The following is a 24582-nucleotide window of genomic DNA, read 5'->3' as shown; positions in this document are numbered from 1 at the left end:
GAGCACGCTATAATCACGCGATAGATAAATATATATAAAAAATATGAAATACAGCGATTTACGAGATTTCATCAATCAGTTAGAAAAATTGGGGCAGCTGAAACGTATAAAGCAGCCTATTTCTACTGATTTAGTGATGACAGAAATAAGCGACAGAACACTTAGAGCTGGCGGTCCGGCATTGTTGTTTGAAAATCCAGTAGGCTATGACGTGCCAGTACTTACCAATTTGTTTGGTACCCCAGAGCGCGTTGCATTAGCAATGGGACAAGACAGCGTTGATGCACTGCGTGACGTAGGTAAGTTGCTTGCCATGCTAAAAGAGCCTGAGCCTCCCAAAGGATTTCGAGACGCACTCGATAAGTTGCCCATTTTCAAACAAGTACTCAATATGCCAACTAAGCAGGTGAAAAAGCCTGCTTGCCAAGAACTTGTGCTAGAGGGTGATGACGTTGATCTGACCAAATTGCCCATTCAAAAATGCTGGCCAGGCGACGTGGCGCCGTTAATTACTTGGGGGTTAACGATTACCCGAGGGCCGCATAAAGAGCGACAAAACTTAGGCATTTATCGTCAGCAATTACTGGGTAAAAACAAAGTCATCATGCGCTGGTTGTCTCATCGTGGTGGTGCGATTGATTTCTTAGAGTGGAAAAAAGAACATCCAGGCGAAAAATTCCCGGTATCTGTTGCGCTAGGCGCAGATCCCGCTACTATTTTGGGGGCGGTAACCCCTGTGCCTGATACCTTGTCTGAATATGCTTTTGCTGGGCTTCTACGTGGTAGTAAAACCGAAGTTGCTAAGTGTGTGAGTAATGATTTACAGGTACCAGCTTCTGCTGAAATCGTACTTGAAGGTTATATCGACCCAGATGAACTAGCACCTGAGGGACCTTACGGTGACCATACGGGATACTACAATGAAGTGGATGACTTCCCTGTATTTACAGTAACGCATATCACACAGCGCAAAGCGCCTATCTATCACAGCACATACACAGGTCGTCCACCTGATGAGCCTGCTATTCTTGGTGTGGCACTCAACGAAGTGTTTGTGCCGATATTACAAAAGCAATTCCCAGAGATAGTTGACTTTTATTTGCCTCCTGAGGGGTGTTCATATCGCTTAGCGGTTGTGACCATGAAAAAGCAATATCCAGGACACGCCAAACGTGTGATGATGGGCGTTTGGTCTTTCTTGCGCCAGTTTATGTACACTAAGTTTGTGATAGTGTGTGACGATGATGTAAATGCGCGTGATTGGCAAGATGTTATATGGGCTATGACAACACGTATGGACCCTGCGCGTGACACGCTAATGGTAGAAAATACGCCCATTGATTATTTAGACTTTGCATCGCCTGTATCGGGCCTTGGCTCAAAAATGGGGATGGATGCAACCAACAAATGGCCGGGTGAAACTGATCGTGAATGGGGTGTACCTATTGTCATGGATGAAGATATCACCAAACAAGTAGATGAGATGTGGCAAGAGCTCGCAATATTGCCACCAACAAACAAAGAGTAGTAATTAGATGAAAACCATTGAGTGTCAGGTTGCTGACATTAGTAACCTTACGCCTTACGTTTACAAGGTGATGTTAAAACCTGCAGAGCAGGTTGACTTTAAGCCAGGTCAGTACTTGAATCTTGTCATGGCTGAAGATGACAAACGTGCATTCTCTATCGCCAGTGCACCTAGTGACGCCTTGATTGAATTACAAATCGGAGCATTTGGCGAAGACAGTTACGCAATGCAAGCGATTGAGCGCTTAAAAACAAGCGAATCCGTCACGATTGAAATGCCAATGGGCAATGCCTATTTGCGTGAAGATAGTCAGCGTCCACTGCTTTTACTGGCGGGTGGTACAGGGTTCTCATATATCAAATCAATGTTTGAGCATTTAGCTAATACGAACAGTGAGCGTCCAGTAACGGTTTATTGGGGCCTACGCTCTGCAGAAGCCGCCTTTGAATTAGACAAAACAAAAGCTGTTGTGGAATCGTTACCTCAGGCGACGTTTATTCCAGTTGCTGAGCAAGCTGATGGCCAGTGGCCAGGCAAAGTAGGTTTAGTTCACCAAGTGGCCATGAACGATATCGCCAACTTCGAAGCTTACGATATCTATTTAGCCGGTCGATTCGATATGGTTGGCATTGTACGCGACGACTTTATCGAACGAGGTGCGGTTAAAGAACATATGTATGCAGATGCGTTTGCGTTTATTTAATCGTACAACAATTCGTTAAACCGACATACACAAAGTCGCGAGCAATGTAAGTCAACGTTGATTTAAGACTTACTTGCTCGTGCTATCCTATCTCTAATAATCACACGGTTTCGCCCTGTGTCTTTCGCCTTATATAAGGCTTCGTCCGCAACTTTTATCCACCTCAACAAGTTCTGTTCGTAGTCTGCATCAGCGATAAGCGCACCAAAGCTTGCACTGGTATGAAAATGTTCACCATCAGCGGAGTTGAATTGCCATTCATTGATACTAATTCGCAGCGACTCGAGCTTCTGTGCCAGTGCAGCGGCTGTTATATAGGGGGCAATGACCACAAATTCTTCACCACCAAAACGAATGACTTTATCGGTCTCTCGGCTAAATTCTTGACCAATAAGCTCAGCTACTTTTTTAAGTACCTGATCGCCGGTAAGGTGGCCGTATTTGTCGTTAAGCAGCTTAAAGTGATCAAGGTCGAGCATAACCACCGACATTAACGCCATATTCCGTTGTGCAGTCTTTTGGATTAATGCAAAGTTTTCGTCAAGATAACGCCTGTTATGGACTTTGGTTAGGCCGTCAATCAAAGCTAATGCAGTCAGCTTTTCATTGGCATCATTAAGCGCTTGGGTGCGTTCTCTGACCTTCTCTTCTAGCTTTTGCTGATATTCATCAATCGCCCGCTTTTCTGACTGCAATACTTTATATAGTCGATCGACTTCTGAAGCGGCGTTAGGGTGCAATGGTTCAAAATTCTCTATGGTGTGATTATCGTATTTGTTGACTTGGTTGATAATGAAATTTAAAGGTCTGGTAATGCGCTTACCAAACTGCTGAGACATTGCTGTGGTCAAGGCGAGGGTAATAAGTAAACTCATGAATATCATTAAGTATTCACGCTCTATTTCTTCGACTGTCACGCGGTAATCGATAAGCGCATAGATTTTCCATCCATCGGCCGACTCAGTTTGAGAGTAGGCAAATTGAAAGTTATCAATGGTATCTAAGACAATTCTGTCTTGCGCTGAACTATCAACAATATACTGATAATCAAATAGGTAAAGTGGCTCCAGCATAAAGTCTTTATGTGCGTAGATGACATTGTCATGCTGATCGGTGACGATAATTTTAATTTGTTCATCGCCAAACTTACTGCTCGCCATTTCACCGATAAACATCAAGTCGACAGAACCCTCTACGATACCGATTGGTTGTGTGCTTGAGTCGTTGCCATAAATAGGTGTGCTAATCGCGACAATAGTATCACTGCCAAAACCGCGGCCTTTAAATACAGGCGATACGTATAGAGGCTGGCCAATAATGGCTTGTTGGAAATAATCGCGGTCCTTAACTGAACGACCGCCAGGCTTTCTCATTCGAGCAGCTGGGCTTGCGTTTATGATCTCCCCAGTCTCATCAGCGACTAACATGGTAATAAAACCAGCATAGCTCTGATGAACCTGTTCTAACGCAAACTGCCATTGGTCTTTTGGTGTAGAGCTTAACCAGTTACCAGCAATTGTCAGTGCACTTTTTTGGTTGTTTAAATATACATCCAGGGTTTCCGAAAACTTTTTGGCTCTATCATCTAACGTTGTTTCTACGATGCTTTGTGAAGAAAGAATCAGGCCACGACTGATTGCCAAGGTTGACGCGATCAATGCCAAAGAGGTCATCAACACCATAGCGTAATTTAACTGTTGCTGCATACCGCGCTTAATTGCAGGTTGTTGTCGCCAAGAAAATATTAGCTTGGTATCGAGGAGAAACGCGACAATACAGGCGATAGATGCGTAAAGGACGCCATTAAAGCCCTGTTTTAGAGAAATGAATAGCCAATAGACGTTGACCTCTGTCGAGGTTACCCAAATTAATAGCGCAGTAAGTGGCATGCCGATAACACACCAATAAAGAATATCCGCAAATAAGGTATAGGTGCCACGAGAGCGCAAGTAAGAAACGATAAGTGCTTCCAACCCGAAGGTAACAAAGCCGAAAGGATGACCCCAAATAAAATAGAGGGGGGTAACCGCAAGTATTGCCGTTAATAGTGCTAAACGCGGCTTGAGTGACATGGCGGCCAAAATGAAGACCGCATTACCAAAAATTAATTGGACTTCGGGCAGAAACGGAAAAGACAACGTGTTAAGGACAGCGCCTAGCAAGCCCAGCACAACTGCATATATCAAAGGATAGTATGCAGATATGGCTTTATTGGGCAGTGCTATTGTCATTAACGTTACTCAGTTAGCAGAACTTGCGTCGCTTCTCTAAATTTTTCTTGGTTCGCTAACGCTTTGGCGTATCCCCGTTTATCAGTGTCGGACAGTGTTGTATCAGGGATACCTGCCAGCGAGTTAAAGGCTCTTTCTGCTAGCGGCCAGTCTTGACCTGCGTTGGCAAAATGCCCCAGACAACTCAACCAAAAGCTATTATGCTGATCGCGCTGTAGATGCTTTTGCACCGCGCTAATTAACTCCGCAGGTTTATGAATCGTCAGTGTTTTCACTTGATTGATAAGCGGTGTATTAACGCCTTTTTTGATAACTGGCACTAATAATTTTGTTAGAGGTTCAGTCATCCCGTTGCTCGCTAACACTTGACAGTACGCTGCGATAATTTGTGTATCTTGTTTTGCTTTACGGCTCAGTTTGTCCCAATATTCATGCAGGGCAGTGTTGCTTTGTTTGCCAATTACCTCAGTGAACTTTTGTAAGTAAGCGGCAAAGGTTAATTCCCTGAGCAAGGGGGCCGAAAATGTTTTTGTTTTTGCAGCTTTATTCACCCACTCAATTGCAGCATCGGTATTTTTTTCCTGTAAGCAAAGCTTTATTTCCAGTGCCAGTAACCGGTGATCTTGGCCCAAATAGCTGTGATATTTGTCCATGAGCTCACGTGCATTGGTAAAATTCTGTTGCGCAAGCAGCAAGTCAGCTTGAATAAGCACGCTTTCTAAACTGGCCTTGTCGTTACTTTGCTGATGATGCTCAAGTAATTGAATATAATGTGAGGCGTTAGCTTCCAAAGATTGTGATTGCGCAGCTTTTGCGGCAATGAGATACGCTGTATCTTGTTGATTGCTTGGTTCCGCACTTTTGGCAAGAAGGTGCTCAGCCTGTTGAAAGTCGCCAAGCAAATATGCTGCAATCCCTTTACGGTAATCTCGCTCACCACGACGTTTACCTGCAAATGCTATGCGATTCCATGCACCAAGGCTGAAGTTAATACCGCCTTTGAATACTTTAAGGCTCATTAACAGCGCAACAAATAGCACGATTAAAAACAACGTTGCTGTCACAACAGATGATTCTATTGTTATATCGCCCATCGCAATCAATATATAGCCTTTTTCACCGATGAGCACCGGGCTGATAGCAACTGCAGCAAAGAAAATGATAAATATCAGAATGATTTTAATCATATTTATGCTCCGTCACTACCGTCTGTAGCATCATCATCACTTGCACTTGGCTCGTAAGGTAACGCGTTTAAATCTGGCGTGCTATTGGGAATACCCTTAATTTCAGCTTCTGAGGCTGGCGCTGCTGGCTCAGTTTGCTCGATAAGCCTTTCAATTTGCTGTGGCCTGTCTTTCAATACCGCGCGAATCGCTTTCAGTGAATCGAGTCGACTTGGTAAGCTGAGATTAACAATCTCACTTTTAAGTAGCTGAATTTCTTGGTGGAAATTTGCTACCTTTGCATCGTCCATATCAAAGTAGTCCTCTAACCAACCCTGTACTTCATTCAGTGTTTGATCATATAACGTATCTTGATATTGGCTAGCCGCCCATTGTGACAGCTGTAATTTGAGTTGCAGATTTTGGCGTAAAGTGTCTTGCTGACTGGGGGTGAGTAAAGCTTCTACATTAGCCGTTCTGCGACGAACCGTGATAAAGTCTGCGACAAATTTGTCCCACGTTTTTGATAAGTTGTCGAAAGAAGGGGTTTCAGATAGCTCGAAGTCTGCTTCTTGCTCAACCGCCTGTGGCAGGTGAGCCATAGCAATCGGTAATTCTTCTACCAGCTTGCTTAGCGCCATAAGCTTGATAATGACGTCCTGCGTTGCCAATTCAGGTAACACTTTCAGTGTTTCAATATCTTGCACAATAATCTGGCGAACCGGCAGAAATTCTGGGTCGTTAAGTTCTTTGATTCGCTGATCGGCATCCTTTAACAAGCCAATTGCGGCATTGGCATCTTTCTCAAGCCATAACGTGCGTGATGCAACACGAATCAGGTATTCCGCTTCATGAATTAGCCAGTCTGTGGCGTTACGCTGGTTAAGTTTCGTTGTTGTGGCTTCAAGGTTAGCGATTTTGTCTTGTATTGGCGCTAAGGCATCATTAGTCAGTCGACTAGCGCTTGATAATGTCGAATTTTGTTGCTGTGTAATGAGACGCTCAATTTCGAGCTTTGAACGGTCTAATTGTGCTTGGTTCTGATCTAACACCTCTTGCATCAAGGCTAAGTGTTTTTCGTTTTGCCAAACATAACCGCCACCAAGACCTGCCAATGCTGTTACTGAGCACAGTAACGCTAAAATAGCGGTTTTAGATCGTTTCTTTGCCGAAGGGGTTGGAGCCGGTCGGCGGCTAGCTTTTTTTTCTTGGACTGTTGGCTTTTCTTCCGGCTTGCTGTCTATTGCCTTGTCTTCTGTTTGTTGAGAAGAAGTATTATCTGTCATATGGGCTTTCCAAATTTTTCAACGCATCCAGGATGGCCTGATTACTGGCCCCTTGGCTACATAAGACGTTCTTTATTCCTGCTTGTTTGGCATTTTTGGCAATTCTTTCGCTTACAACGAGCCATAAGCATGTGTTTTGCCAGAAGTTATCACCACTTTCCGTTAATTGTACAACGCTTTCAAGTAAAGCGTTACTGGTAATCAAAAGGGTGTTGATGCCCCGCGCGCGCCAAGTATCGCTAATACCTGCGGGTAATGTCAGCCATTCACGTTGATAACTTTCGATATATTGAACATTAGCACCGCGTATGGTCAGGGAATTTGCCAATAATTCTCTGCCGCCGTTGCCACGCACAATGAAGATGTTTTTATTAGCAATGTCATTACTATTCAGCTGCTTTAGCGAAAGTAAGCCTTCACTATCATGTTTGGTTGGTACAATAACATCGTCAATACCATAGGCATGTAATGCGTTTTGCGTAGCATTGCCTACGGCAAAGACGTGTCGCATCGACCACAGCTTGAGAGGCTTTATTTGATTTGCATGTTCTGCTGCCGCGCGACTAACGAAAATGTAAATGGCATCGTTGTCTTTACAAGCAAGATTATTTGGAAGGCTTGCTTGCTTATTCGTGCGATAGTGAAAGAGTGGTTGACATGTTGCTTGAAAGCCAGCGAGCGTCAGCTCGCTAGCTAATTGATCAGCTTGAGGCTGAGGGCGAGTAACTAATATATGACGATTAGTTACTGCCATACACTTGCTTGAGTATGCGATCTGCGCCTAAACCGAGGAGTGTTTGTGCCAGCTTTTCCCCAAGCTGCTCACCTTCAGCAATAGAGCCTGTGATATCGCTCTCGATAATTTCGTCACCATTTACCGAACCCACTAAACCACGCAAGAATAGCTCATCATTCTCAACGATAGCATAACTACCGATCGGTACCTGACAGCCACCTTCCAATGCTTTATTCATGGCACGCTCTGCTAACACTCTTACACGCGTTTCTTTGTCTTCTAGTGGGGCAAGTAACTCTTTTATTGTTTCATCGTCTGTACGGCATTCAATGCCAACAGCGCCCTGACCGTTTGCTGGTAACATTTGCTCAGGCTCAATATATGCCTTAATGCGTTCTGGCATTTCCAAACGAATGAGGCCGGCAGCCGCTAAAATGATTGCATCGTATTCACCATCATCTAGTTTACGCAATCGTGTGTTGACGTTACCTCGAAGGTCTCGAATATCAAGATCTGGACGCTGCGATTTCAACTGACACTGACGACGTAAACTTGAGGTGCCAACGATCGCCCCTTTGGGTAAATCATCAATCGAGTTGTATGTATTGGAAACGAATGCATCACGCGGATCTTCACGTGGACAAATAACTTCGAGGCCCAAACCCTCTGGGAAGTCGACAGGCACATCTTTCATTGAATGCACGGCGATATCAGCGCGCCCTTCCAACATTGCTACTTCGAGTTCTTTGACGAATAACCCTTTGCCGCCGACTTTAGCTAACGGTGTATCCAAAATGATGTCACCTTTAGTCGTCATAGGTACAAGCTCAACAGTGATGTCACTGTGATGCTTTTCGAGCTGTGCTTTTACGTATTCTGCTTGCCATAAAGCTAGCGCACTCTTACGTGTTGCTATTTTTACTGTTGTCATATCACACCTTATGGCTGTTCGAGCGTAATGTCGGTGTCAGCTTGTTTGCTAACTGCGGCAGACAAAAACTGCCAAAATTCATCTCCGCCGCGCTTATCAATCCATTGTTCATCTTGGTAAGCAAAATGATGACCATTGAATTTCGTTGCCACCCAAATTTCATGCAGTGGAGCTTGCTTGTTAATGATAATTTTAGTGCCGTTTTTAAAACTCAATTCCAGTAAGCCACTGACGCCTTCGTAGTCAATGTCTGTACCGCAATCTTCAATGGCTTCTTCCACGGCGAGAAGCAACTCATCAGCGATGAAATTGTATTGGCTATCGTTCATTTATAAAATCCCGAATGATAAGACTTGTATTAGTTGATATGCATGTGCGTATAATACCAGTCAACTGCCGTAATTCCAGCGGATGAATGCAACTTTTGTCCTAAAACTTGTTGGCTTCAGAAATAATAATGAAAATGCGACTAAAACCCTATTTAACAGGCTTATTTACTTTACTTTTTCTTGCGGGTTGCGGCCTCAAAGGTTCTCTATATCAAACACCAGAACAACCTAATACACCAAGCGAAGAGCAATCGGAGCAACACTGATGGATTACTTCCAATATCAGGGTGACGACTTACATGCTGAGCAGTGCTCAGTAGCGTCGCTTGCGAAGCAGTATCAAACCCCGCTTTATGTGTATTCTCGAGCCACCATTGAACGCCATTGGCATGCATTTGATCAAGCCGCAGGAAATCTTCCTCATATGGTGTGTTACGCGGTAAAAGCTAACAGTAATTTGGCGGTGCTAAACGTTATGGCTCGCCTAGGCTCGGGTTTTGATATTGTGTCAGAAGGTGAGCTAGCACGAGTGATTGCTGCAGGTGGCGACCCTAAAAAAGTGGTGTTCTCTGGTGTTGGTAAGAAATCGGCAGAAATTCGTTATGCACTTGAGCAAGGTATTCATTGCTTTAATGTGGAGTCAGCAGCTGAGCTTGACCGTATCAACGATGTTGCCGCGCAGATGAATTGTAAAGCACCGGTTTCGTTTCGAGTGAATCCTGACGTTGATGCGGGTACACATCCTTATATCTCTACTGGTCTGAAAGAAAACAAATTTGGTATTGCCATTGATGAAGCCCCTAGCATTTATCAACACGCTGCCACGTTGCCACATATCGATATTAAAGGTGTAGATTGCCATATTGGTTCGCAACTGACTGAAGTTCAACCGTTTCTCGATGCACTGGACCGTGTATTGCTGCTCGTTGATACCCTTGCAGAGCAAGGCATTAAATTGAGCCACATTGATGTTGGTGGAGGTTTGGGTGTTTGCTATAACGACGAAACGCCACCGCACCCTAAAGAATGGGCCAAAGCGATTGCCGAAAAACTAGCTGGTTATGAGCTCACCCTTATCTATGAACCTGGCCGGGCCATTATGGCGAATGCGGGTATTCTGGTGACCGAAGTAGAGTTTATAAAAACCAATCAAGATAAGCATTTTGCTATTGTTGATGCTGCCATGAATGATTTGCTGAGACCTTCTTTGTATCAAGCCTGGCAAAACATTATTCCGGTAGATAAACAGGTGCGCGTAGCGACCAAAAACTACGATATTGTTGGCCCTATTTGTGAAACAGGTGACTTCTTAGGTAAAGATAGAGAGCTAGCGATCAGTCAAGGTGATATTCTGGCAGTGCGCTCCGCAGGTGCCTATGGTTTTACCATGAGTTCTAATTATAATAGTCGACCGCGCATTGCAGAAGTGATGGTTGATGGTGAAAAAAGCACATTGATTCGCGAACGTGAAACAATCGAGCAGTTGTGGCAAGGCGAGCATTTGCTTCCCTAAGAATAAAGACGAGAGTAATGCTGGTAAATTTCTCAAAAATGCACGGGTTGGGTAACGATTTTATGGTCATCGATAATGTGACCCAAAATGTGTACTTGCCAAATGACCAAATTAAAAAATTCGCCGACCGAAACTTTGGTGTAGGCTTCGACCAAATGCTGGTCGTCGAACCCCCTTACGATCCTGATTTGGATTTCCATTACCGCATCTTTAATGCCGATGGTAGTGAGGTAGGACAATGTGGTAATGGTGCTCGCTGCTTTGCGCGATTTGTCCGTGCTAAAGGGCTTACTAACCGCAATAAAATTCGTGTTTCCACGCAAACGGGCAAAATGACGCTGTATATCGAACGCGACGGTCAAGTGTCGGTGAATATGCCCACTCCTCAATTTGAACCTAAGCAGATTCCTTTCAATGCACAAAAAGTTGAAGGGACTTACATCATGCGTGCAGAAGAAGAAACCGTGCTATGTGGTGTTGTTTCTATGGGTAACCCACATTGTGTAGTAACGGTTGATGATGTAAGCACGGCACCGGTAGAGACGTTAGGTCATGAGCTATCGGTGCATGAGCGCTTTCCCAAACAAGCGAACATAGGTTTTATGGAGGTGGTATCACCTGACTACGTAAAACTGCGCGTTTATGAACGCGGTGCAGGTGAAACACTGGCATGTGGAAGCGGTGCTTGCGCGGCCGTTGTTATCGGTCAAACACAAAAGAAATTAAATCGTCAGGTAACCGTAGAGTTGCCTGGTGGTAAACTGAAAATATTTTGGAAAGGTCCTGGTCACCCAGTGAAGATGACAGGCCCAGCCACCCATGTTTTTGATGGACAAATGCATATATGAATGAACAAAACTTAGTCTCTTCAGACGAGTTGCCGTTAACTGACGAGCTGGTCGCTCGTTTTTTAGAAGATAATCCTGAGTTCTTTAATCGTAATCCTGAGCTAGTTAATGCGTTGCGATTACAAGATAATCAGCGTGGTACGGTCTCGTTGGTAGAACGCCAACAGCAGCAACTAAGACAAAAAGTGCACACACTAGAAGAAGAAATTACACACTTAATGTCTGTGGCAAACCACAATGAAAACCTTTTCCGCTTGTACAGCGATCTGTATTTGCAACTTATTGATTGTGTAGACCTTGATCAATTGTTGGATGTGTTGAAGCGCGCAACGCTTGAATTGTTATCGTTATCAAACTTGCGCTTGTGGCTAACACCAGAGTTCTCGACGGAACACCCAAGCATCACCGTTGATGACTGTAGTGATGTTGTTTCAGCGCGCTTGAGTAAAGAAGACTACTATTTTGGCCGCTTGCAACAGAAAGAGCAGCAACTTATCTTTAATACGACAGATGCGGGCTCTGTGGTGTTAATTCGCTTGACGCATCAAGCGCATGAGCTTGGGTTTATCGCGATCAGCAGTAATGATGCTGATCACTTTGATCCGCGCATGGACACCTTGTTGTTAAGCCAATTTAAGAAGCTAGTGTCTAAGTTGCTGTATCAGCAATTAGCCGGCTAACAAACGCACGTCCCTGAAGAGGTAGCCAGCTAATTTAGTGAAGTTTTATCGACGCATTGGTCAAATTAAAGCAATAAGCTTTGATTTAGACGACACTTTATATAGCAACCGTCCTGTGATGGTTGCTACAGAGCAAGCTATGCTTGCGTACTTTAAGCAACATTTAAGCCCGCTATTGTCGAATCCACCAGCTGCCTTTGATCGTAACTTTTGGCGACCGTTTCGACACGCCGCCATTAACGATAATGTCCAGTTGAAACATGATGTTACTGCACTTCGCCTAGATACATATACACGCGGTATTTTTGCCTTGTGTCATGATAACATTCGCGCAAAACAGATGGCGCAACAAGCTTTTGATTTCTTCATGGCAAAGCGAAGCGACTTTACCGTGCCCGAGAGCAGTAAGGCATTATTGGCAAAGTTGCGCACTAAAATGCCCGTCGTTGCGATTAGTAATGGCAATGTAGACACTGACGCAATAGGTTTAACGTCCTATTTTGACGCTATTTATCATGCAGGAAATGGCTTAGCCAAAAAGCCACACATTGATATGTTTCAAGCAGCGAGTAATAACATTAATGTTCCGTTGAAGCATATCTTGCACGTAGGCGATTGTGGTTTCGCTGATATTACTGGCGCCTTGCGAGCCGGTATGCAGACAGCCTGGCTTTCATGTTATGACGTTGGGCGCCCGATAAAAACGTTGCCACATATAGAATTAACCGCTGTAGAACAGCTAGAACATATTATTTAAGAGTACTTGATGGACGTTTCCGATCTTTTAGACGGTTTAAATGACAAACAACGTGATGCCGTTGCTGCGCCTTTGCAAAATATGTTGGTATTGGCAGGTGCTGGCAGTGGCAAAACTCGCGTATTGGTGCATCGTATTGCCTGGTTGATGCGCATCGAACAAGCTTCTCCACATAGCATTTTAGCCGTGACTTTCACCAATAAAGCGGCAGCAGAAATGAAGGCGCGTGTTGAAGAGACTACAGGCGGCAATGTGTTTGGGATGTGGATAGGCACGTTCCATGGCTTGGCCCACCGACTGCTGCGTATGCACTTTCAAGAAGCGAATTTACCGCAAAGTTTTCAGGTGCTCGACTCTGACGACCAACTTAGACTCGTCAAACGTACTATCCGTGCGCTAAACCTTGATGAAAAGAAGTGGCCTGCGAAGCAGGCACAATGGTACATCAATGGTAAAAAAGATGAAGGCTTAAGGCCGAAACATATTGAAGCTGGGTACGATCCAACAGAGCAAACCTTTATCAACATTTACCAAAGCTATCAGGAATCTTGTGATCGTGCTGGTTTGGTTGATTTTGCGGAACTTTTATTACGTGCACACGAACTTTGGCTAAACAACCCTGCCTTGCTTGAGCATTACCAACAGCGCTTCAAGCACATTTTGGTTGATGAATTTCAAGATACCAACTCGATTCAGTACGCTTGGTTAACTTTGTTGGGACAGCAACAAAGCAAGGTCATGATTGTTGGTGATGATGACCAATCTATTTACGGTTGGCGTGGTGCCAAAATTGAAAATATTCAACGTTTCTTGTCTGATTACGCGGGCGCTGAAACCATTCGCCTAGAACAAAACTATCGTTCTACAGCCAACATCCTCAAAGCAGCCAATACGCTTATTGCTAATAATAACAATCGTTTGGGTAAAGATCTGTGGACTCAGGACGCTGAAGGCGACAAAATTTCTGTTTATACGGCCTTCAACGAAATCGATGAAGCGCGGTTTATTGCTGGTCGAATCAATAGCTGGCGCGAAGAAAACGGTTCGCTAGATGATGTCGCTATCCTATATCGTAGCAACGCCCAATCACGCTTACTGGAAGAAGCACTATTACAATCTCAGTTGCCCTATCGAATTTACGGTGGTTTGCGCTTCTTCGAACGTCAAGAAATCAAAGATGCACTGGCTTACATGCGTTTGATTAATAATCGTGATGATGATGCCGCGTTTGAGCGCATTATCAATACGCCGACCCGTGGTATTGGTAACCAAACGGTTGGCATTATTCGTGACGCCGCTAAATCATTAGAGACGACGTTGTGGCAAGCGTGCAAACACATGCTGGAAGAGCAGTCTCTGAAAGGTCGTAGCGCCAACGCGGTAACGAACTTCCTGAACTTGGTTGACCAGCTTGAAGATGATTCGTGTAATCTAGATCTCGATCAACAAGTCAATTTTGTTATTGGTCACAGTGGTCTAAAAGCCATGTATCAAGCTGAAAAAGGCGAGCGTGCGCAAGCACGTATTGAAAACTTAAACGAGCTTGTCACTGCATGCCAGACGTTTGAATTAGAGCCTGAGCTTGAAGAAGAACAAACTAAGCTTACCGCCTTTTTGACACATGCGGCGTTAGAGGCCGGCGAATCACAGGCCGATGAATATGAGCCGGCTGTACAATTGATGACAATGCATTCGGCAAAAGGGCTTGAATTTCCATTAGTCTTTATTGCAGGCTTGGAAGAAGGTATGTTTCCTTCACAACAATCGCAGGAAGATATTTCGCGATTAGAAGAAGAAAGACGGCTTTGTTATGTGGGTATGACCCGCGCCATGGAAAAATTATATTTATGTCATGCCGAAAGCCGCCGATTATATGGTCAAGAGAAATACCATAAGCCGAGTCGCTTCTTGCGAGAACTGCCTCAAGAGTGTGTAGAAGACATCAGATTACAAAGCCAAGTGGCAAGACCTGCGGCAAGTGGCCGATTTTCGTCTACATTTACTACAGAGGCGTTTGATAATTCAGGTTTTAGTCTTGGGCAACGCGTACTTCACCAAAAATTTGGCGAAGGTGTGGTGTTGAATTACGAAGGCGCGGGTGCGCAAAGCCGCATTCAAGTCAATTTTGAACAAGTAGGAATTAAGTGGTTGGTGGTCGCCTATGCGAATCTTACCGCACTTGATTAAGTAAAAGGTTAGGAGTGCAGATGGCGGAACGTCTATTAGTAGTTGAAGACAGCAAAGCAATAGCCAAGGTTATTGAACAGCTTGGTAAAGCTTTGGGGTTTGAAGTCACCGTTGCCTATAACCTAGCGGAAGTTGAGAGCCTTCTTCAAGGTGGGGCTTCATTCTTCGCGGCAACCATAGATTATGCATTGCCCGATGCGCCAAATGGTGAGGCGATCGAATGTGTATTGTCTCATGGTATTCCAGGTGTCGTTATGACGGGCAAGATGGACGAGAAAACTCGTCAGAAAATCTTATCGTTGCCGGTAGTCGATTATATTCCCAAAGAAAACAGCCAAGCGTTCCTTTATTTGAAGCGTATTCTTCATTGGCAGCTGATCAACAGCGACAATGGCGTGTTAGTGGTTGATGACAGCTCTGCGGCAAGAAACCATGTGGTTGAGTTGTTAAAACGACGCAACTTCAAAGTATTCAGCGCAAATGATGGTGTAAGAGCTTTGGAGGTGTTAGAGCAACACTCAAATATCAAGATGGTTATTACTGATATGGAAATGCCAAACATGGACGGCATAGAGTTGACTAACGAAATTCGCAAACGTTACAACCGTGATAAATTAGCGGTTATCGGTATTTCAGGTGCTGAAAACGGAGTCCATTCTGCACGCTTTATTAAAAATGGTGCCGATGATTTCTTACGTAAACCTTTCTGTCCTGAAGAGTTTTACTGTCGTGTAACGCAAAATATCGAAAACTTGAGTAACATTGCGCAAATCCAGCGTGCAGCAAATACCGACTACCTAACAGACCTGCCTAATCGCCGTGCGTTCATACAATTCGGGCAAAAGAAAATCCCAGAATACATCAATGCCGGAACGCCTTATTGCTTAGCGATGTTAGACATTGATTACTTTAAGAAAATTAATGATAACTATGGCCATGAAGCGGGCGACAATGTATTAAAAGTGGTTGCGCTTTACATGCGCAAACACTTCAGTGGCGCCATGCTGGCGCGACTCGGCGGTGAAGAGTTTGCTATTTTGATGACCGGTGTTGATGAAGACCAATTATACGGTCGGTTAGATGATTTGCGCCGTGATATTTCAGTCTCAGTTATTCCTTATGAAGGGGAGCAAATTTCGATGACTGTCAGTATCGGGGTTGTCTTTAATGGTAAAGGCGCCTTAGCTGCTCAAATGAATGAAGCAGATCAGGCATTGTATTCTGCAAAAGAAAACGGCCGTAACCAAGTGAGTGTCTCAGGCCAAGACGATTAAGTCTTGGCTGATTGATTAACCTGCCCTTTTCGCGCCTTTCTTGCGCGAATTGAGTCGACGCTAAAAATAACAAGCGCCGCCCAAATAAAGCCAAAGGTCGCCAGCTTAGCTGGCACCAGAGGTTCCATATAAACAAATGTAGCAATCAAAAACATTAAGCTTGGGCCGATATACTGGAAAAAGCCCAATGCGGCGAGTGTCAGGCGTTTAGCGGCAGCCGTAAAACAAAGTAATGGTGCTGTTGTGACAACCCCCGCCATCATTAACGTAATATTTAATGAAGCGCTATTTTCAAACATATTTCCTGTCGGGCTGGCGACAAAGAACTGCCAATAAATCAGTGCAATTGGTAGCATCATAAGTGACTCAACCAATAAGCCTACAAACGAGTCGACATGCAGCTTCTTTCTAAGCAAACCATAAACGCCAAAAGTGCCGGCAAGAGCAAGTGAAATTATTGGCAGGGTGCCCAATAGAATCACTTGAATCATGACACCCACAACGGCCAGTCCAACGGCAAAAGCCTGCCATTTGCGTAGTCGCTCTCCGAGAAAAATCATACCAAGCGCAACGTTGAGCAAGGGGTTTATGTAGTAGCCAAGGCTGGCGTCTAGTAAGTAATCATTGTTGACTGCCCAAATAAACATGTACCAGTTAACACCCAAAAAACCTGCTGTGATGGATAATCGCAACATGATTTTTGGCGACGTAATAATGTCGACAAACTGCGGCCATTTTTTAATAAGTACGACAATAACCAACAATAACAATGATGCCCAAACAACACGGTGGATCATGATCTCTGCTGCAGCGACATCACCTAACAGTTTGAAATAGATGGGCGCCAAACCCCACATAAAGTAGGCGGCAACGGCATTGAAAATACCGGCATTAGAGGTGTTCGATGATGATGTCGACATGGCAAGGTAAGGAAAGCCGATTAAAAGGACGCGAATTCTAACACGTCCGTAAGCGCAATAGCTATTAGCCTACCATGTAGGTGCCAGTGCCAAAGGCAATGTGATCGCCAAGTTCGTTATGTAACTCCATACGAGCGACCGCTACTTTACTACCGCTGCGAATAATGTGTGCTGAGGCAACAAAATGTTCGCCGCGTCCTGGTCGCAGAAAGTCAGTGCGCAGGTCTATCGTGCCTAGCTTAGAGATATTTTCTTGAATAGTTTTAGGGTTGACCTCGTCCATATTGGCTATGATGTTGGCCGCAGCTACCACACCTCCGGCAAGATCCAATGCTGATGCAGTAACGCCTCCGTGCAGGATTTTTTGCATTGGGTTACCGATTAATTTGTCCTGCCAAGAAAAACTGATTTCTGAGCGCTCGTCATCAAAGCGGCTAATCTCGAAACCGAGTAATTGATTAAAGGGCATATTTTGATTCCACAATTGGGCAACCAAAGCAAATCGTTGATGTTTATCCATATTTATCTCTATCTGGTCAGATGTCTTCTGTATGGCAATAGTAGACTATCAGTAAATGAAAAATATTTTAATAGGCCTACTAGGGAAATACGTAGGCTTGGGATAAAATACCAAACGAATAATACTAGTAGGTTTTCTTCTTTGTCCGCTCTTGCTGTGCCACCGTCGGCAGAATTACATTCCACGCTAAAACATGCGTTTGGTTACGATGCGTTTCGCTCTGGCCAAGAAGCGATCATTTCGGAAGCGTTGGCTGGCCGCGATTGCTTAGTGTTGATGCCAACAGGTGGTGGTAAGTCAATGTGCTACCAATTACCAGCCTTGATGCTGCAGGGCATCACTATTGTCGTATCTCCGCTTATTTCATTGATGAAAGATCAGGTTGATGCCTTAACACGACAAGGCATTTCAGCCGCATTTATCAATTCGAGTTTGACGCAAATTGAAGTTAACCAGATATTCCAACAACTGGCTGCGGGTCAAATTAAGCTGTTGTATGTTGCGCCAGAGCGATTGACACAACGCTACTTTTTAGAGGGCCTGCATGGCTTGCCCATTCGTTTATTCGCAATAGATGAAGCCCACTGTATCTCTCAATGGGGTCATGACTTTAGGCGGGCATATACACAGCTAAGTTGTTTAAAACGCCAGTTTCCACATATTCCAGTGATGGCATTAACAGCAACTGCTGATGTCACCACACGCAAAGATATTCTCACGCAGCTTGGACTGGTCAATCCATACGTGCATTTAGATAGCTTCGATAGACCGAATATTCGTTTCACGTTGGCTGAAAAATATAATGGGCAAAAGCAAATTCTGTCCTACATAAAGCAGCGGAAGGACGATTGTGGAATAGTGTATTGCAGTAGCCGTTGGCAAGTTGAAAAACTGAGTAAATACCTTGGTGAAGCGGGTATTAATTGTGCGGCCTATCATGCCGGTTTAGAGCCTGAGATTCGCGCTTATGTGCAAGACGGCTTTACTAAGGACAACATTCAAGTTGTTATTGCGACTGTAGCGTTTGGTTTGGGTATCAACAAGCTTAATGTGCGCTACGTTGTCCATTTTGAGCCGCCAAGAACAATCGAGTCTTATTATCAGGAAATTGGCCGAGCAGGTCGTGATGGTATGCCTGCCGAAGCATTGTTTTTGTGTGATGAAGACGATATCGAGCGTATTAAAAAACGCATCCAAGATCACGAGGATGAGCAACGCGCAGAAGTTGAACTACAGCGTTTTCAAGCATTAACAGGGTTTGTTGAGGCGCAGAATTGTCGTCGCCAAGTCGTCTTGAATTACTTTGCAGAGCATACCAAATCTCGCTGCGGTAATTGTGATATCTGTCTCGATCCACCGAGTGAATTCGACGCAACCTTAGTGGCGCAGCAAGTGCTGTCTTGTGTTTTCCGTATCAACCAGCAAGGTGATATTCAGTATTTGGTGGAAGTCTTGCTGGGACAGATAACACCTAATATTCAAAAGAATGGCCATGAAAAAGTCTCTACTTTTGGTATTGGCAAAGGAAAGTCCCCGAGTTACTGGTACGCTATCATTCGCCAATTGATTCATTTGGGCTTTCTTCAGCAAGACATTGAGCAAAAATCTAGCTTAAAGTTAACGGAAGCAGCACGTCCAGTGCTTAAAGGCGAAGAAGTCTTGATGTTGGCAACGCCACGACTACAGCAAGCAAGTTACTGGAAGCAAAAATCAGCATCAACGACGAAATACGATCGCCAATTATTCGCAAAATTACGGTCATTAAGAAAAGATATTGCGGATGCTGAGGATATTGCACCATTTATCGTGTTTAATGATGCGACACTCTCAGAGCTAGCGCGAATGCAACCAAAAACAGAGCGTGAGATGTTGAGAGTTAGCGGTGTTGGTGATACTAAATTGGCACGCTATGGCAAACCATTTTTGGCGCTCATTAAAGAGCACCAAAGTTAGATCGAACTTAGTTTATTCGTTCAGCGAACTATTCGAATTGATCGAAGGCTTTTAACAGCAACTCTTGGTAGCCTACTAAACCGAGAATCTCTTCTGAATCGATAACCGGTGCAGAGCTTAGCCCGAACTTGTCAAACAGTCTTGCGACATAGCGAACATCCATTTCAGGTGGCACGGAAACGACGGGTTTCGACATCACCTCATAAATGTTCACCCTATCCACTGAGCGGTCTTTAGCGAGTACTTGTTTGGCAATATCAGACAATAACAATATGCCGTACGCATCATGCTTATCGCGTTTATTGACAATCACCACTTGTGCGTCATTTGCACGCATCGCTTCTAGCGCCTCCCTAATGGTTTGCATACCATCAAGTTTGACGTAATTTGAGGTCATCACCTCACTCACTTTTACCGGCGTTTTTGCATTCACAGTTCGTTCTCCACACTTGCACTAAGTTCACTGATTTGATGTTTAACACCGACAGCATCTTCAACATCTATTTGGAAGGCAATCCCAGTGCCTGGTTCTTCGTCAAATTTGCCTACTCTGGCGATTTCTTCGAGGATATGACGACTTCGGTGTTGTTCAACGAGGAAAAGCAGCACGTCTCGTTGTGTTTCTAAAGTCAGCCCAAAGAAGGTCGTAGACTGCTTTAGGCCCTCTCCACGTGCATGATTGATAACTGTTGCGCCAGTTGCGCCTGCTTCGCGGGCTGCATCCATGAGCGCATCAGTCATCGCCTCCTCAGCAAATACGATAATCATTTTAAAACGCATACAATTTCCTTAGCGAACAATGCTGGTCGAGCCTTTCTTTTTGGCAAGCCATTCAGATAATTGAGCATATGCCATCACCGACATAATCGGGAACAAACTAGCAAATGCGATCAAACCAAAACCATCAATCAATGGGCTGCGTCCGGGGACCGTTTCCGCCAACCCTAAACCAAGTGCTGCAACAAGTGGCACCGTAACGGTTGATGTGGTTACACCGCCTGAATCATAGGCAAGTGGAATAATCAATTTGGGGGCAAACGTGGTTTGAATGACAACCACAATGTAGCCGGCGATGATATACCAATGAATGGGGTCGCCAACGACAATACGATAACAGCCGAGTGAAATACCGATGGCAACGCCAATAGCTACCGCTATTCGCAGTCCCCATATACCAATGGAACCACCAGACACGTCATTTGCTTTAATGGCGACGGCTATCAAAGAGGGTTCAGCAATTGTGGTACTAAAGCCAATAAGAAAAGCGAATAAATACACCCAACCATAGTCTAGCCAGTCGAGTTCGATGCTATCCGCAACCGCGCTTAACGCGTCCTTGCCAGCGATGAATGCTGGATCAGTTAATTGCTGAGCCATCAGTTTACCGAGCGGGAATAAGGCTAATTCAAGGCCAATCAAAAACAAGGATAGACCAATCAACACCCAGACAAACCCGGCAATGACTTTGCCAAAGTTAGGTACTGGTTTTCTGATAACCGCAAATTGAAAGCCGAAGATGATGGCAGCAATGGGCAATACATCTTTGACGGTAGTGGCAATGGTGCCAATGATTTGATCGAGTAATTCTGCAAGCATTACAACATTACCATCCCGTAAGCCATGACGAAAATCATCGGTGTGAGCGAGGCTAAAGCAATTAAACCAAACCCGTCTATCATCGGATTTCGTCCTTTTATCGAGGAAGCGAGGCCTACACCGAGTGCTGTAACAAGCGGAACTGTGATTGTTGACGTAGTCACCCCGCCGGAATCATAAGCAATACCAATGATTTCAACCGGCGCTAACATGGTCATGATGACGACAAGGATGTAACCACCAATAATCAGATATTGGATGGGCCAGCCTTTTAATATGCGAAAAACACCTAATACGATGGCTAAGCCCACAGAAAGCGCTACAGTAAAACGCAGGCCCGTTGCATACTCTTTCATACCAGCGGGTGTATTTTCAATCATGCCCCCAGAGGCGGCCACTTTAGCCGCTTCTGCGGACACAGCGATTAGAGCGGGCTCTGCTACCGTCGTTCCAAAGCCAAGTGCGAAAGCAAACACCAGTAACCAGAACACACTGCCTTTTTTGGCGAAGGCATGAGCCATCGACTCACCAATTGGAAATAAGCCCTGCTCTAAACCATGGATAAAAAAGGTTAAGCCCAGCACAACAAAAATGACGCCAACAAGCAGTTGTCCGACATTAGGTAGTGGCTGCTGAATAATGACGAGTTGAAAAAATAAAATAACGGCAACTATCGGGGCGAGGTCGCGAAGACTGCCAATCATAAAGCCAGCAAGTTTTTTAATAGTCTGCTGCAAGCCGTTCCACTCCTAACGATAATAGATGCGTTCAGTATACGATTTAACTGTAGAAATACTTTTGATTTAAAACAAGATTTTTCATTATCGCTGAGGCTAATTTATGGAAATGGACTGATCCATCCATGTCGTTGTTGCGAGCTTCTTCGGCTCCGAGAAGTGCACTGACTTTGATTAGCGAGGTAAGGTTTTATCGCTTGGACAGGTTGTTAAATAAACAGGTTGAGCGGTTAAGCATTTTGCCTTTTGCCGCATGTGGTTCCTAGTTCATGCGTACTTACTTTGATGGCAAGTCGCTAAAATAGAACAAAAAATAAGTAAAAAAGTGGTAAATGGCATTTCATTTTGTAGTTGGGTGTGCAATATTTGAACAGCTCGTTTTAGAGTAGTACAGCCAAAAAATCTGTAAAAAGAATAAGAAAAAGAGATTGTTAATGAAAGTCACTATTCGCCAGGCAACGAAGGCAGACGTTGACCAGGTTGTCCATTTAATGTTTTCCGCAGGTCCTGATGCTTATCGCTATGTGTTCTCCATAAACCATGCTGATGAAGCGCTTGATTTTTTGCGCTATGCCTATCTAAAAGGCTTGGGAGAGTTTGGTTATCAAGGTCATTCTGTGGCATGTATAAAGGATAACGTTGTTGGTGTTATTGGCTTGCGCACCTACCAAGACAATAATGCTTATGTCTTATCTGCACTGAAAAATATTATCGGCTTTTACGGCGTGCGACAGGGACTAAAAGTGATATGGCGTGGCTTGCGTTTCGAGCGTGTAGTGAAAGCACCTAAAGCAAACCGTTTGTATATTCATAACGTCGGGGTTTGCGAATACCATCAAGGCGAAGGTATCGGCCGTAAGCTTATCAGTTACGCTATTGCACAAGCCAAAGCACGTGATCTGGTCGCTGCTTGTTTAGATGTTGCTATTTTGAATAAGCGCGCCAAAGCGTTATACCTCAAGTATGGCTTTCGCACACGACACGTTACTGCTAGTGCATTAAAAAGTGAGTTTGGCCGTGGTTTAAGTCACGAATATATGGAATTAACGCTACTTTAACAGTGATTTCGATAAAATGGCTGCGATGGCTACGATAGCCAGTGCCGACCAAGGCTGCGCTAAATAAATCATTGAAAGTGTCGCTGCCACAAGTGCACCCGCGGACATGATCGCTAATACAATTGCTCTTGTAGAACGTTGTTGCTGGGCATGCAGCTCAGCCAGCAGTGCGGTTTGCTTTTGATTAGCATCTTTGGTGGTTTGCAGCACGTCGTAAACTAAATCAGGAATCTCTGGGATTTTTTCATTCCAAAACGGCAAATTGTCTTTCACTTTTGTAAAGACGGCTTTGAAGCCCATTTGCTCATGAACCCAGTTTTCCAAGAAAGGCTTGGCGGTTTGCCATAAGTCTAATTGCGGATATAACTGTCGCCCTAATCCCTCAATGTAAAGCAGCGTTTTTTGCAGTAACACCAACTGTGGCTGGACTTCCATATTGAATCGACGAGCGGTGTTGAACAAGTTCACTAACACCTGACCGAACGAAATTTCAGCTAGCGGCTTATTAAAGATAGGTTCGCAAACGGTACGAATGGCGAATTCGAATTCATCAACACTCGTTTCTGCGGGCACCCAGCCAGAATCGACATGTAGCTCGGCAACTTTTCGGTAGTCGCGATTAAAGAAAGCAACGAAGTTTTCCGCGAGATAGCGCTTATCTTCTTTATTAAGCGTACCGACGATACCACAGTCGATGGCAATCCATGTTGGATCTGCTGGATTGGTGGCATTAACAAATACATTGCCTGGATGCATATCCGCATGAAAAAAGCTGTCGCGAAACACCTGTGTGAAAAACACTTCCACACCGCGCTCTGCCAACAATTTCATGTCTACGCCCAGGCTTTGCAGTGTTTCTACTTCACCTACACCAATGCCATATATGCGCTCCATCACCAATACATTTTTATGGCTGTAACTACTGTAAACCTCTGGCACATATAAGTGATGGTCTTGCTCTCGGCCCTGTGTAAAATTACGTTTTAACTGAATAGCATTGGCTGCTTCACGGTTTAAATCCAACTCATCCAGTATGGTTTTACGGTATTCATTGACGACTTCTTTAGGGCGTAAGCGTTTACCGTCTGGCAACCACTTAGCGATAATGCCGGCGAACATCAGCATCACATTGATGTCAGCAACAATGGTTTTTTCTATACCCGGTCGCAGCACTTTGATGACAACTTCAGTGCTGCTTTGATCATCGTTTAGTGTTGCTGTGTGAACTTGCGCAATTGACGCGGATGCTAGGGGCTTTACATCGAAATCTGTAAAGCATTGTTCAAAGATGTCCTTCCCAATAGCAGCATGTATTTGTTTTATTGCTTGTTCACCGCCAAAAGGAGGCACTTGGTCTTGCAGCAGCGCAAGTTCTCGGGCAAATTCTTCTGGCAATAAGTCTCGACGTGTCGACAACATCTGTCCAAACTTGATAAACACTGGTCCTAGTGACTCAATCGCCAAACGAAAGCGTTGTGCCGGTGTTTTGTCTTTATGCTTGTTGTGTAGCCAAAAAATGCTGATACGCAACACTTTTACGTACCAAGGTACAGCTTTACTTGGCAGCAGTTCATCTAATCCATATTGAAGAAAGGTTTTTACAATCTTATAAATTCGTAAACTACGCAA

24 protein-coding genes are annotated in these 24582 nt (G+C 44.4%); 11 read left to right on the top strand and 13 right to left on the bottom strand.

The features are described 5' to 3' along the window. The first annotated feature begins 43 nt into the window (after nt 1-43). Both ubiD and fre read left to right on the top strand, forming a co-directional pair. Nucleotides 44-1528, top strand: a complete 1485-nt coding sequence (gene ubiD, locus ACFSJY_RS05645) for a 4-hydroxy-3-polyprenylbenzoate decarboxylase (protein WP_386031990.1) — start codon at nt 44-46, stop codon at nt 1526-1528. 7 nt (nt 1529-1535) lie between these two features. Beyond that, nucleotides 1536-2231, top strand: a complete 696-nt coding sequence (gene fre, locus ACFSJY_RS05640) for an NAD(P)H-flavin reductase (protein WP_386031988.1) — start codon at nt 1536-1538, stop codon at nt 2229-2231. 62 nt (nt 2232-2293) lie between these two features. Here fre and ACFSJY_RS05635 read toward each other — a convergent pair whose 3' ends face one another. Genes ACFSJY_RS05635 through cyaY form a run of 6 tightly spaced genes read right to left on the bottom strand, consistent with a single transcriptional unit; the run spans nt 2294 to nt 8910 of the window. Further along, on the bottom strand, nt 2294-4462 hold the full coding sequence (locus ACFSJY_RS05635) for a diguanylate cyclase (protein WP_386031985.1): 2169 nt from the start codon (nt 4460-4462) through the stop codon (nt 2294-2296). A gap of 5 nt (nt 4463-4467) precedes the next feature. Continuing rightward, a complete protein-coding gene (locus tag ACFSJY_RS05630) occupies nt 4468-5649 on the bottom strand; it encodes a heme biosynthesis HemY N-terminal domain-containing protein (RefSeq protein WP_386031982.1) in 1182 nt (393 codons plus the stop codon). Between the two features lie 2 nt (nt 5650-5651). Continuing rightward, nucleotides 5652-6914 (bottom strand): uroporphyrinogen-III C-methyltransferase, encoded by a 1263-nt coding sequence (locus ACFSJY_RS05625; protein WP_386031980.1) that lies wholly within the window; start codon nt 6912-6914, stop codon nt 5652-5654. Continuing rightward, complete coding sequence (locus ACFSJY_RS05620) at nt 6904-7668, bottom strand: uroporphyrinogen-III synthase (RefSeq protein WP_386031977.1); 765 nt, start codon at nt 7666-7668, stop codon at nt 6904-6906. The genes ACFSJY_RS05625 and ACFSJY_RS05620 overlap by 11 nt, the downstream gene beginning before the upstream one ends. Then, nucleotides 7655-8581, bottom strand: a complete 927-nt coding sequence (gene hemC / locus ACFSJY_RS05615; protein WP_386031975.1) for a hydroxymethylbilane synthase — start codon at nt 8579-8581, stop codon at nt 7655-7657. Before hemC ends, ACFSJY_RS05620 begins: the two co-directional genes overlap by 14 nt. 8 nt (nt 8582-8589) lie before the next feature. Further along, nucleotides 8590-8910: an iron donor protein CyaY gene (gene cyaY, locus ACFSJY_RS05610; protein WP_386031973.1), complete on the bottom strand. Its 321-nt coding sequence runs from the start codon at nt 8908-8910 to the stop codon at nt 8590-8592. Between the two features lie 128 nt (nt 8911-9038). Between cyaY and lptM the strand changes: the two genes are divergently transcribed. From lptM to ACFSJY_RS05575, 7 genes are read left to right on the top strand one after another with little or no spacing between them, the layout of a single operon-like run. Beyond that, a complete protein-coding gene (lptM, locus tag ACFSJY_RS05605) occupies nt 9039-9176 on the top strand; it encodes an LPS translocon maturation chaperone LptM (RefSeq protein WP_386031971.1) in 138 nt (45 codons plus the stop codon). Continuing rightward, entirely contained in the window at nt 9176-10423 is a 1248-nt protein-coding gene (gene lysA, locus ACFSJY_RS05600; protein ID WP_386031969.1) for a diaminopimelate decarboxylase, read from the top strand. The genes lptM and lysA overlap by 1 nt, the downstream gene beginning before the upstream one ends. 17 nt (nt 10424-10440) lie before the next feature. Continuing rightward, complete coding sequence (gene dapF / locus ACFSJY_RS05595; protein ID WP_386031967.1) at nt 10441-11271, top strand: diaminopimelate epimerase; 831 nt, start codon at nt 10441-10443, stop codon at nt 11269-11271. Then, nucleotides 11268-11951, top strand: coding sequence for a DUF484 family protein (locus ACFSJY_RS05590; RefSeq protein ID WP_386031965.1), 684 nt, complete (start codon nt 11268-11270; stop codon nt 11949-11951). Before dapF ends, ACFSJY_RS05590 begins: the two co-directional genes overlap by 4 nt. A 37-nt stretch (nt 11952-11988) precedes the next feature. Continuing rightward, nucleotides 11989-12708: an HAD-IA family hydrolase gene (locus tag ACFSJY_RS05585; RefSeq protein WP_386031963.1), complete on the top strand. Its 720-nt coding sequence runs from the start codon at nt 11989-11991 to the stop codon at nt 12706-12708. 9 nt (nt 12709-12717) lie between these two features. After that, complete coding sequence (gene uvrD, locus ACFSJY_RS05580; protein WP_386031961.1) at nt 12718-14895, top strand: DNA helicase II; 2178 nt, start codon at nt 12718-12720, stop codon at nt 14893-14895. A 20-nt stretch (nt 14896-14915) separates the two neighbouring features. Beyond that, on the top strand, nt 14916-16169 hold the full coding sequence (locus tag ACFSJY_RS05575) for a diguanylate cyclase (RefSeq protein WP_386031959.1): 1254 nt from the start codon (nt 14916-14918) through the stop codon (nt 16167-16169). Here ACFSJY_RS05575 and rarD read toward each other — a convergent pair. Continuing rightward, a complete protein-coding gene (gene rarD / locus ACFSJY_RS05570) occupies nt 16166-17089 on the bottom strand; it encodes an EamA family transporter RarD (protein WP_386031957.1) in 924 nt (307 codons plus the stop codon). The genes ACFSJY_RS05575 and rarD overlap by 4 nt on opposite strands. Before the next feature lie 64 nt (nt 17090-17153). Next, the gene (locus ACFSJY_RS05565) at nt 17154-17609 is read right to left on the bottom strand and encodes a thioesterase family protein (RefSeq protein WP_386031955.1); all 456 of its coding nucleotides are present in this window, start codon (nt 17607-17609) and stop codon (nt 17154-17156) included. 141 nt (nt 17610-17750) lie between these two features. Between ACFSJY_RS05565 and recQ the strand changes: the two genes are divergently transcribed. Continuing rightward, nucleotides 17751-19562, top strand: coding sequence for a DNA helicase RecQ (gene recQ, locus ACFSJY_RS05560; protein ID WP_386031952.1), 1812 nt, complete (start codon nt 17751-17753; stop codon nt 19560-19562). Nucleotides 19563-19590: 28 nt separating this feature from the next. On the opposite strand, the gene ACFSJY_RS05555 is transcribed toward recQ, so the two are convergent. The 4 genes from ACFSJY_RS05555 to ACFSJY_RS05540 are packed head-to-tail and all read right to left on the bottom strand — an operon-like array spanning nt 19591 to nt 21862. Next, the gene (locus ACFSJY_RS05555; protein WP_386032234.1) at nt 19591-19959 is read right to left on the bottom strand and encodes a CBS domain-containing protein; all 369 of its coding nucleotides are present in this window, start codon (nt 19957-19959) and stop codon (nt 19591-19593) included. A 32-nt stretch (nt 19960-19991) separates the two neighbouring features. After that, nucleotides 19992-20342, bottom strand: a complete 351-nt coding sequence (locus tag ACFSJY_RS05550; protein WP_386031950.1) for a P-II family nitrogen regulator — start codon at nt 20340-20342, stop codon at nt 19992-19994. Between the two features lie 9 nt (nt 20343-20351). Then, nucleotides 20352-21158, bottom strand: a complete 807-nt coding sequence (locus ACFSJY_RS05545) for a DUF1538 domain-containing protein (protein ID WP_386031948.1) — start codon at nt 21156-21158, stop codon at nt 20352-20354. Then, nucleotides 21158-21862, bottom strand: coding sequence for a DUF1538 family protein (locus ACFSJY_RS05540; protein WP_386032232.1), 705 nt, complete (start codon nt 21860-21862; stop codon nt 21158-21160). Before ACFSJY_RS05540 ends, ACFSJY_RS05545 begins: the two co-directional genes overlap by 1 nt. A 467-nt stretch (nt 21863-22329) precedes the next feature. Here ACFSJY_RS05540 and ACFSJY_RS05535 point away from each other — a divergent pair, with 467 nt between their 5' ends. After that, nucleotides 22330-22953 (top strand): GNAT family N-acetyltransferase, encoded by a 624-nt coding sequence (locus ACFSJY_RS05535; RefSeq protein ID WP_386031946.1) that lies wholly within the window; start codon nt 22330-22332, stop codon nt 22951-22953. On the opposite strand, the gene ubiB is transcribed toward ACFSJY_RS05535, so the two are convergent. Next, nucleotides 22945-24582, bottom strand: a complete 1638-nt coding sequence (ubiB, locus tag ACFSJY_RS05530; RefSeq protein WP_386031944.1) for a ubiquinone biosynthesis regulatory protein kinase UbiB — start codon at nt 24580-24582, stop codon at nt 22945-22947. The two genes, ACFSJY_RS05535 and ubiB, sit on opposite strands and share 9 nt — an antisense overlap.

The sequence above is a fragment of the Thalassotalea euphylliae genome, assembly GCF_042682785.1.
Classification (GTDB): Bacteria; Pseudomonadota; Gammaproteobacteria; order Enterobacterales; family Alteromonadaceae; genus Thalassotalea_F; species Thalassotalea_F euphylliae.
Note: the sequence above shows the minus strand (reverse complement) of the source record. Positions and strands in the feature narration are given on the sequence as shown.

Bases quoted from the DNA above. Each gene is read 5' to 3' on its own strand.
- uvrD (WP_386031961.1), top strand. From the start codon at position 12,718: ATGGACGTTTCCGATCTTTTAGACGGTTTAAATGACAAACAACGTGAT.
- ACFSJY_RS05590 (WP_386031965.1), top strand. From the start codon at position 11,268: ATGAATGAACAAAACTTAGTCTCTTCAGACGAGTTGCCGTTAACTGAC.
- ACFSJY_RS05630 (WP_386031982.1), bottom strand. From the start codon at position 5,649: ATGATTAAAATCATTCTGATATTTATCATTTTCTTTGCTGCAGTTGCT.
- rarD (WP_386031957.1), bottom strand. From the start codon at position 17,089: ATGTCGACATCATCATCGAACACCTCTAATGCCGGTATTTTCAATGCC.
- lptM (WP_386031971.1), top strand. From the start codon at position 9,039: ATGAAAATGCGACTAAAACCCTATTTAACAGGCTTATTTACTTTACTT.
- ACFSJY_RS05620 (WP_386031977.1), bottom strand. From the start codon at position 7,668: ATGGCAGTAACTAATCGTCATATATTAGTTACTCGCCCTCAGCCTCAA.
- dapF (WP_386031967.1), top strand. From the start codon at position 10,441: ATGCTGGTAAATTTCTCAAAAATGCACGGGTTGGGTAACGATTTTATG.
- ACFSJY_RS05565 (WP_386031955.1), bottom strand. From the start codon at position 17,609: ATGGATAAACATCAACGATTTGCTTTGGTTGCCCAATTGTGGAATCAA.
- fre (WP_386031988.1), top strand. From the start codon at position 1,536: ATGAAAACCATTGAGTGTCAGGTTGCTGACATTAGTAACCTTACGCCT.
- ubiD (WP_386031990.1), top strand. From the start codon at position 44: ATGAAATACAGCGATTTACGAGATTTCATCAATCAGTTAGAAAAATTG.
- lysA (WP_386031969.1), top strand. From the start codon at position 9,176: ATGGATTACTTCCAATATCAGGGTGACGACTTACATGCTGAGCAGTGC.
- ACFSJY_RS05625 (WP_386031980.1), bottom strand. From the start codon at position 6,914: ATGACAGATAATACTTCTTCTCAACAAACAGAAGACAAGGCAATAGAC.
- hemC (WP_386031975.1), bottom strand. From the start codon at position 8,581: ATGACAACAGTAAAAATAGCAACACGTAAGAGTGCGCTAGCTTTATGG.
- cyaY (WP_386031973.1), bottom strand. From the start codon at position 8,910: ATGAACGATAGCCAATACAATTTCATCGCTGATGAGTTGCTTCTCGCC.
- ACFSJY_RS05540 (WP_386032232.1), bottom strand. From the start codon at position 21,862: ATGATTGGCAGTCTTCGCGACCTCGCCCCGATAGTTGCCGTTATTTTA.
- ACFSJY_RS05635 (WP_386031985.1), bottom strand. From the start codon at position 4,462: ATGACAATAGCACTGCCCAATAAAGCCATATCTGCATACTATCCTTTG.
- ACFSJY_RS05550 (WP_386031950.1), bottom strand. From the start codon at position 20,342: ATGCGTTTTAAAATGATTATCGTATTTGCTGAGGAGGCGATGACTGAT.
- ACFSJY_RS05545 (WP_386031948.1), bottom strand. From the start codon at position 21,158: ATGCTTGCAGAATTACTCGATCAAATCATTGGCACCATTGCCACTACC.
- ACFSJY_RS05575 (WP_386031959.1), top strand. From the start codon at position 14,916: ATGGCGGAACGTCTATTAGTAGTTGAAGACAGCAAAGCAATAGCCAAG.
- ACFSJY_RS05555 (WP_386032234.1), bottom strand. From the start codon at position 19,959: ATGACCTCAAATTACGTCAAACTTGATGGTATGCAAACCATTAGGGAG.
- ACFSJY_RS05535 (WP_386031946.1), top strand. From the start codon at position 22,330: ATGAAAGTCACTATTCGCCAGGCAACGAAGGCAGACGTTGACCAGGTT.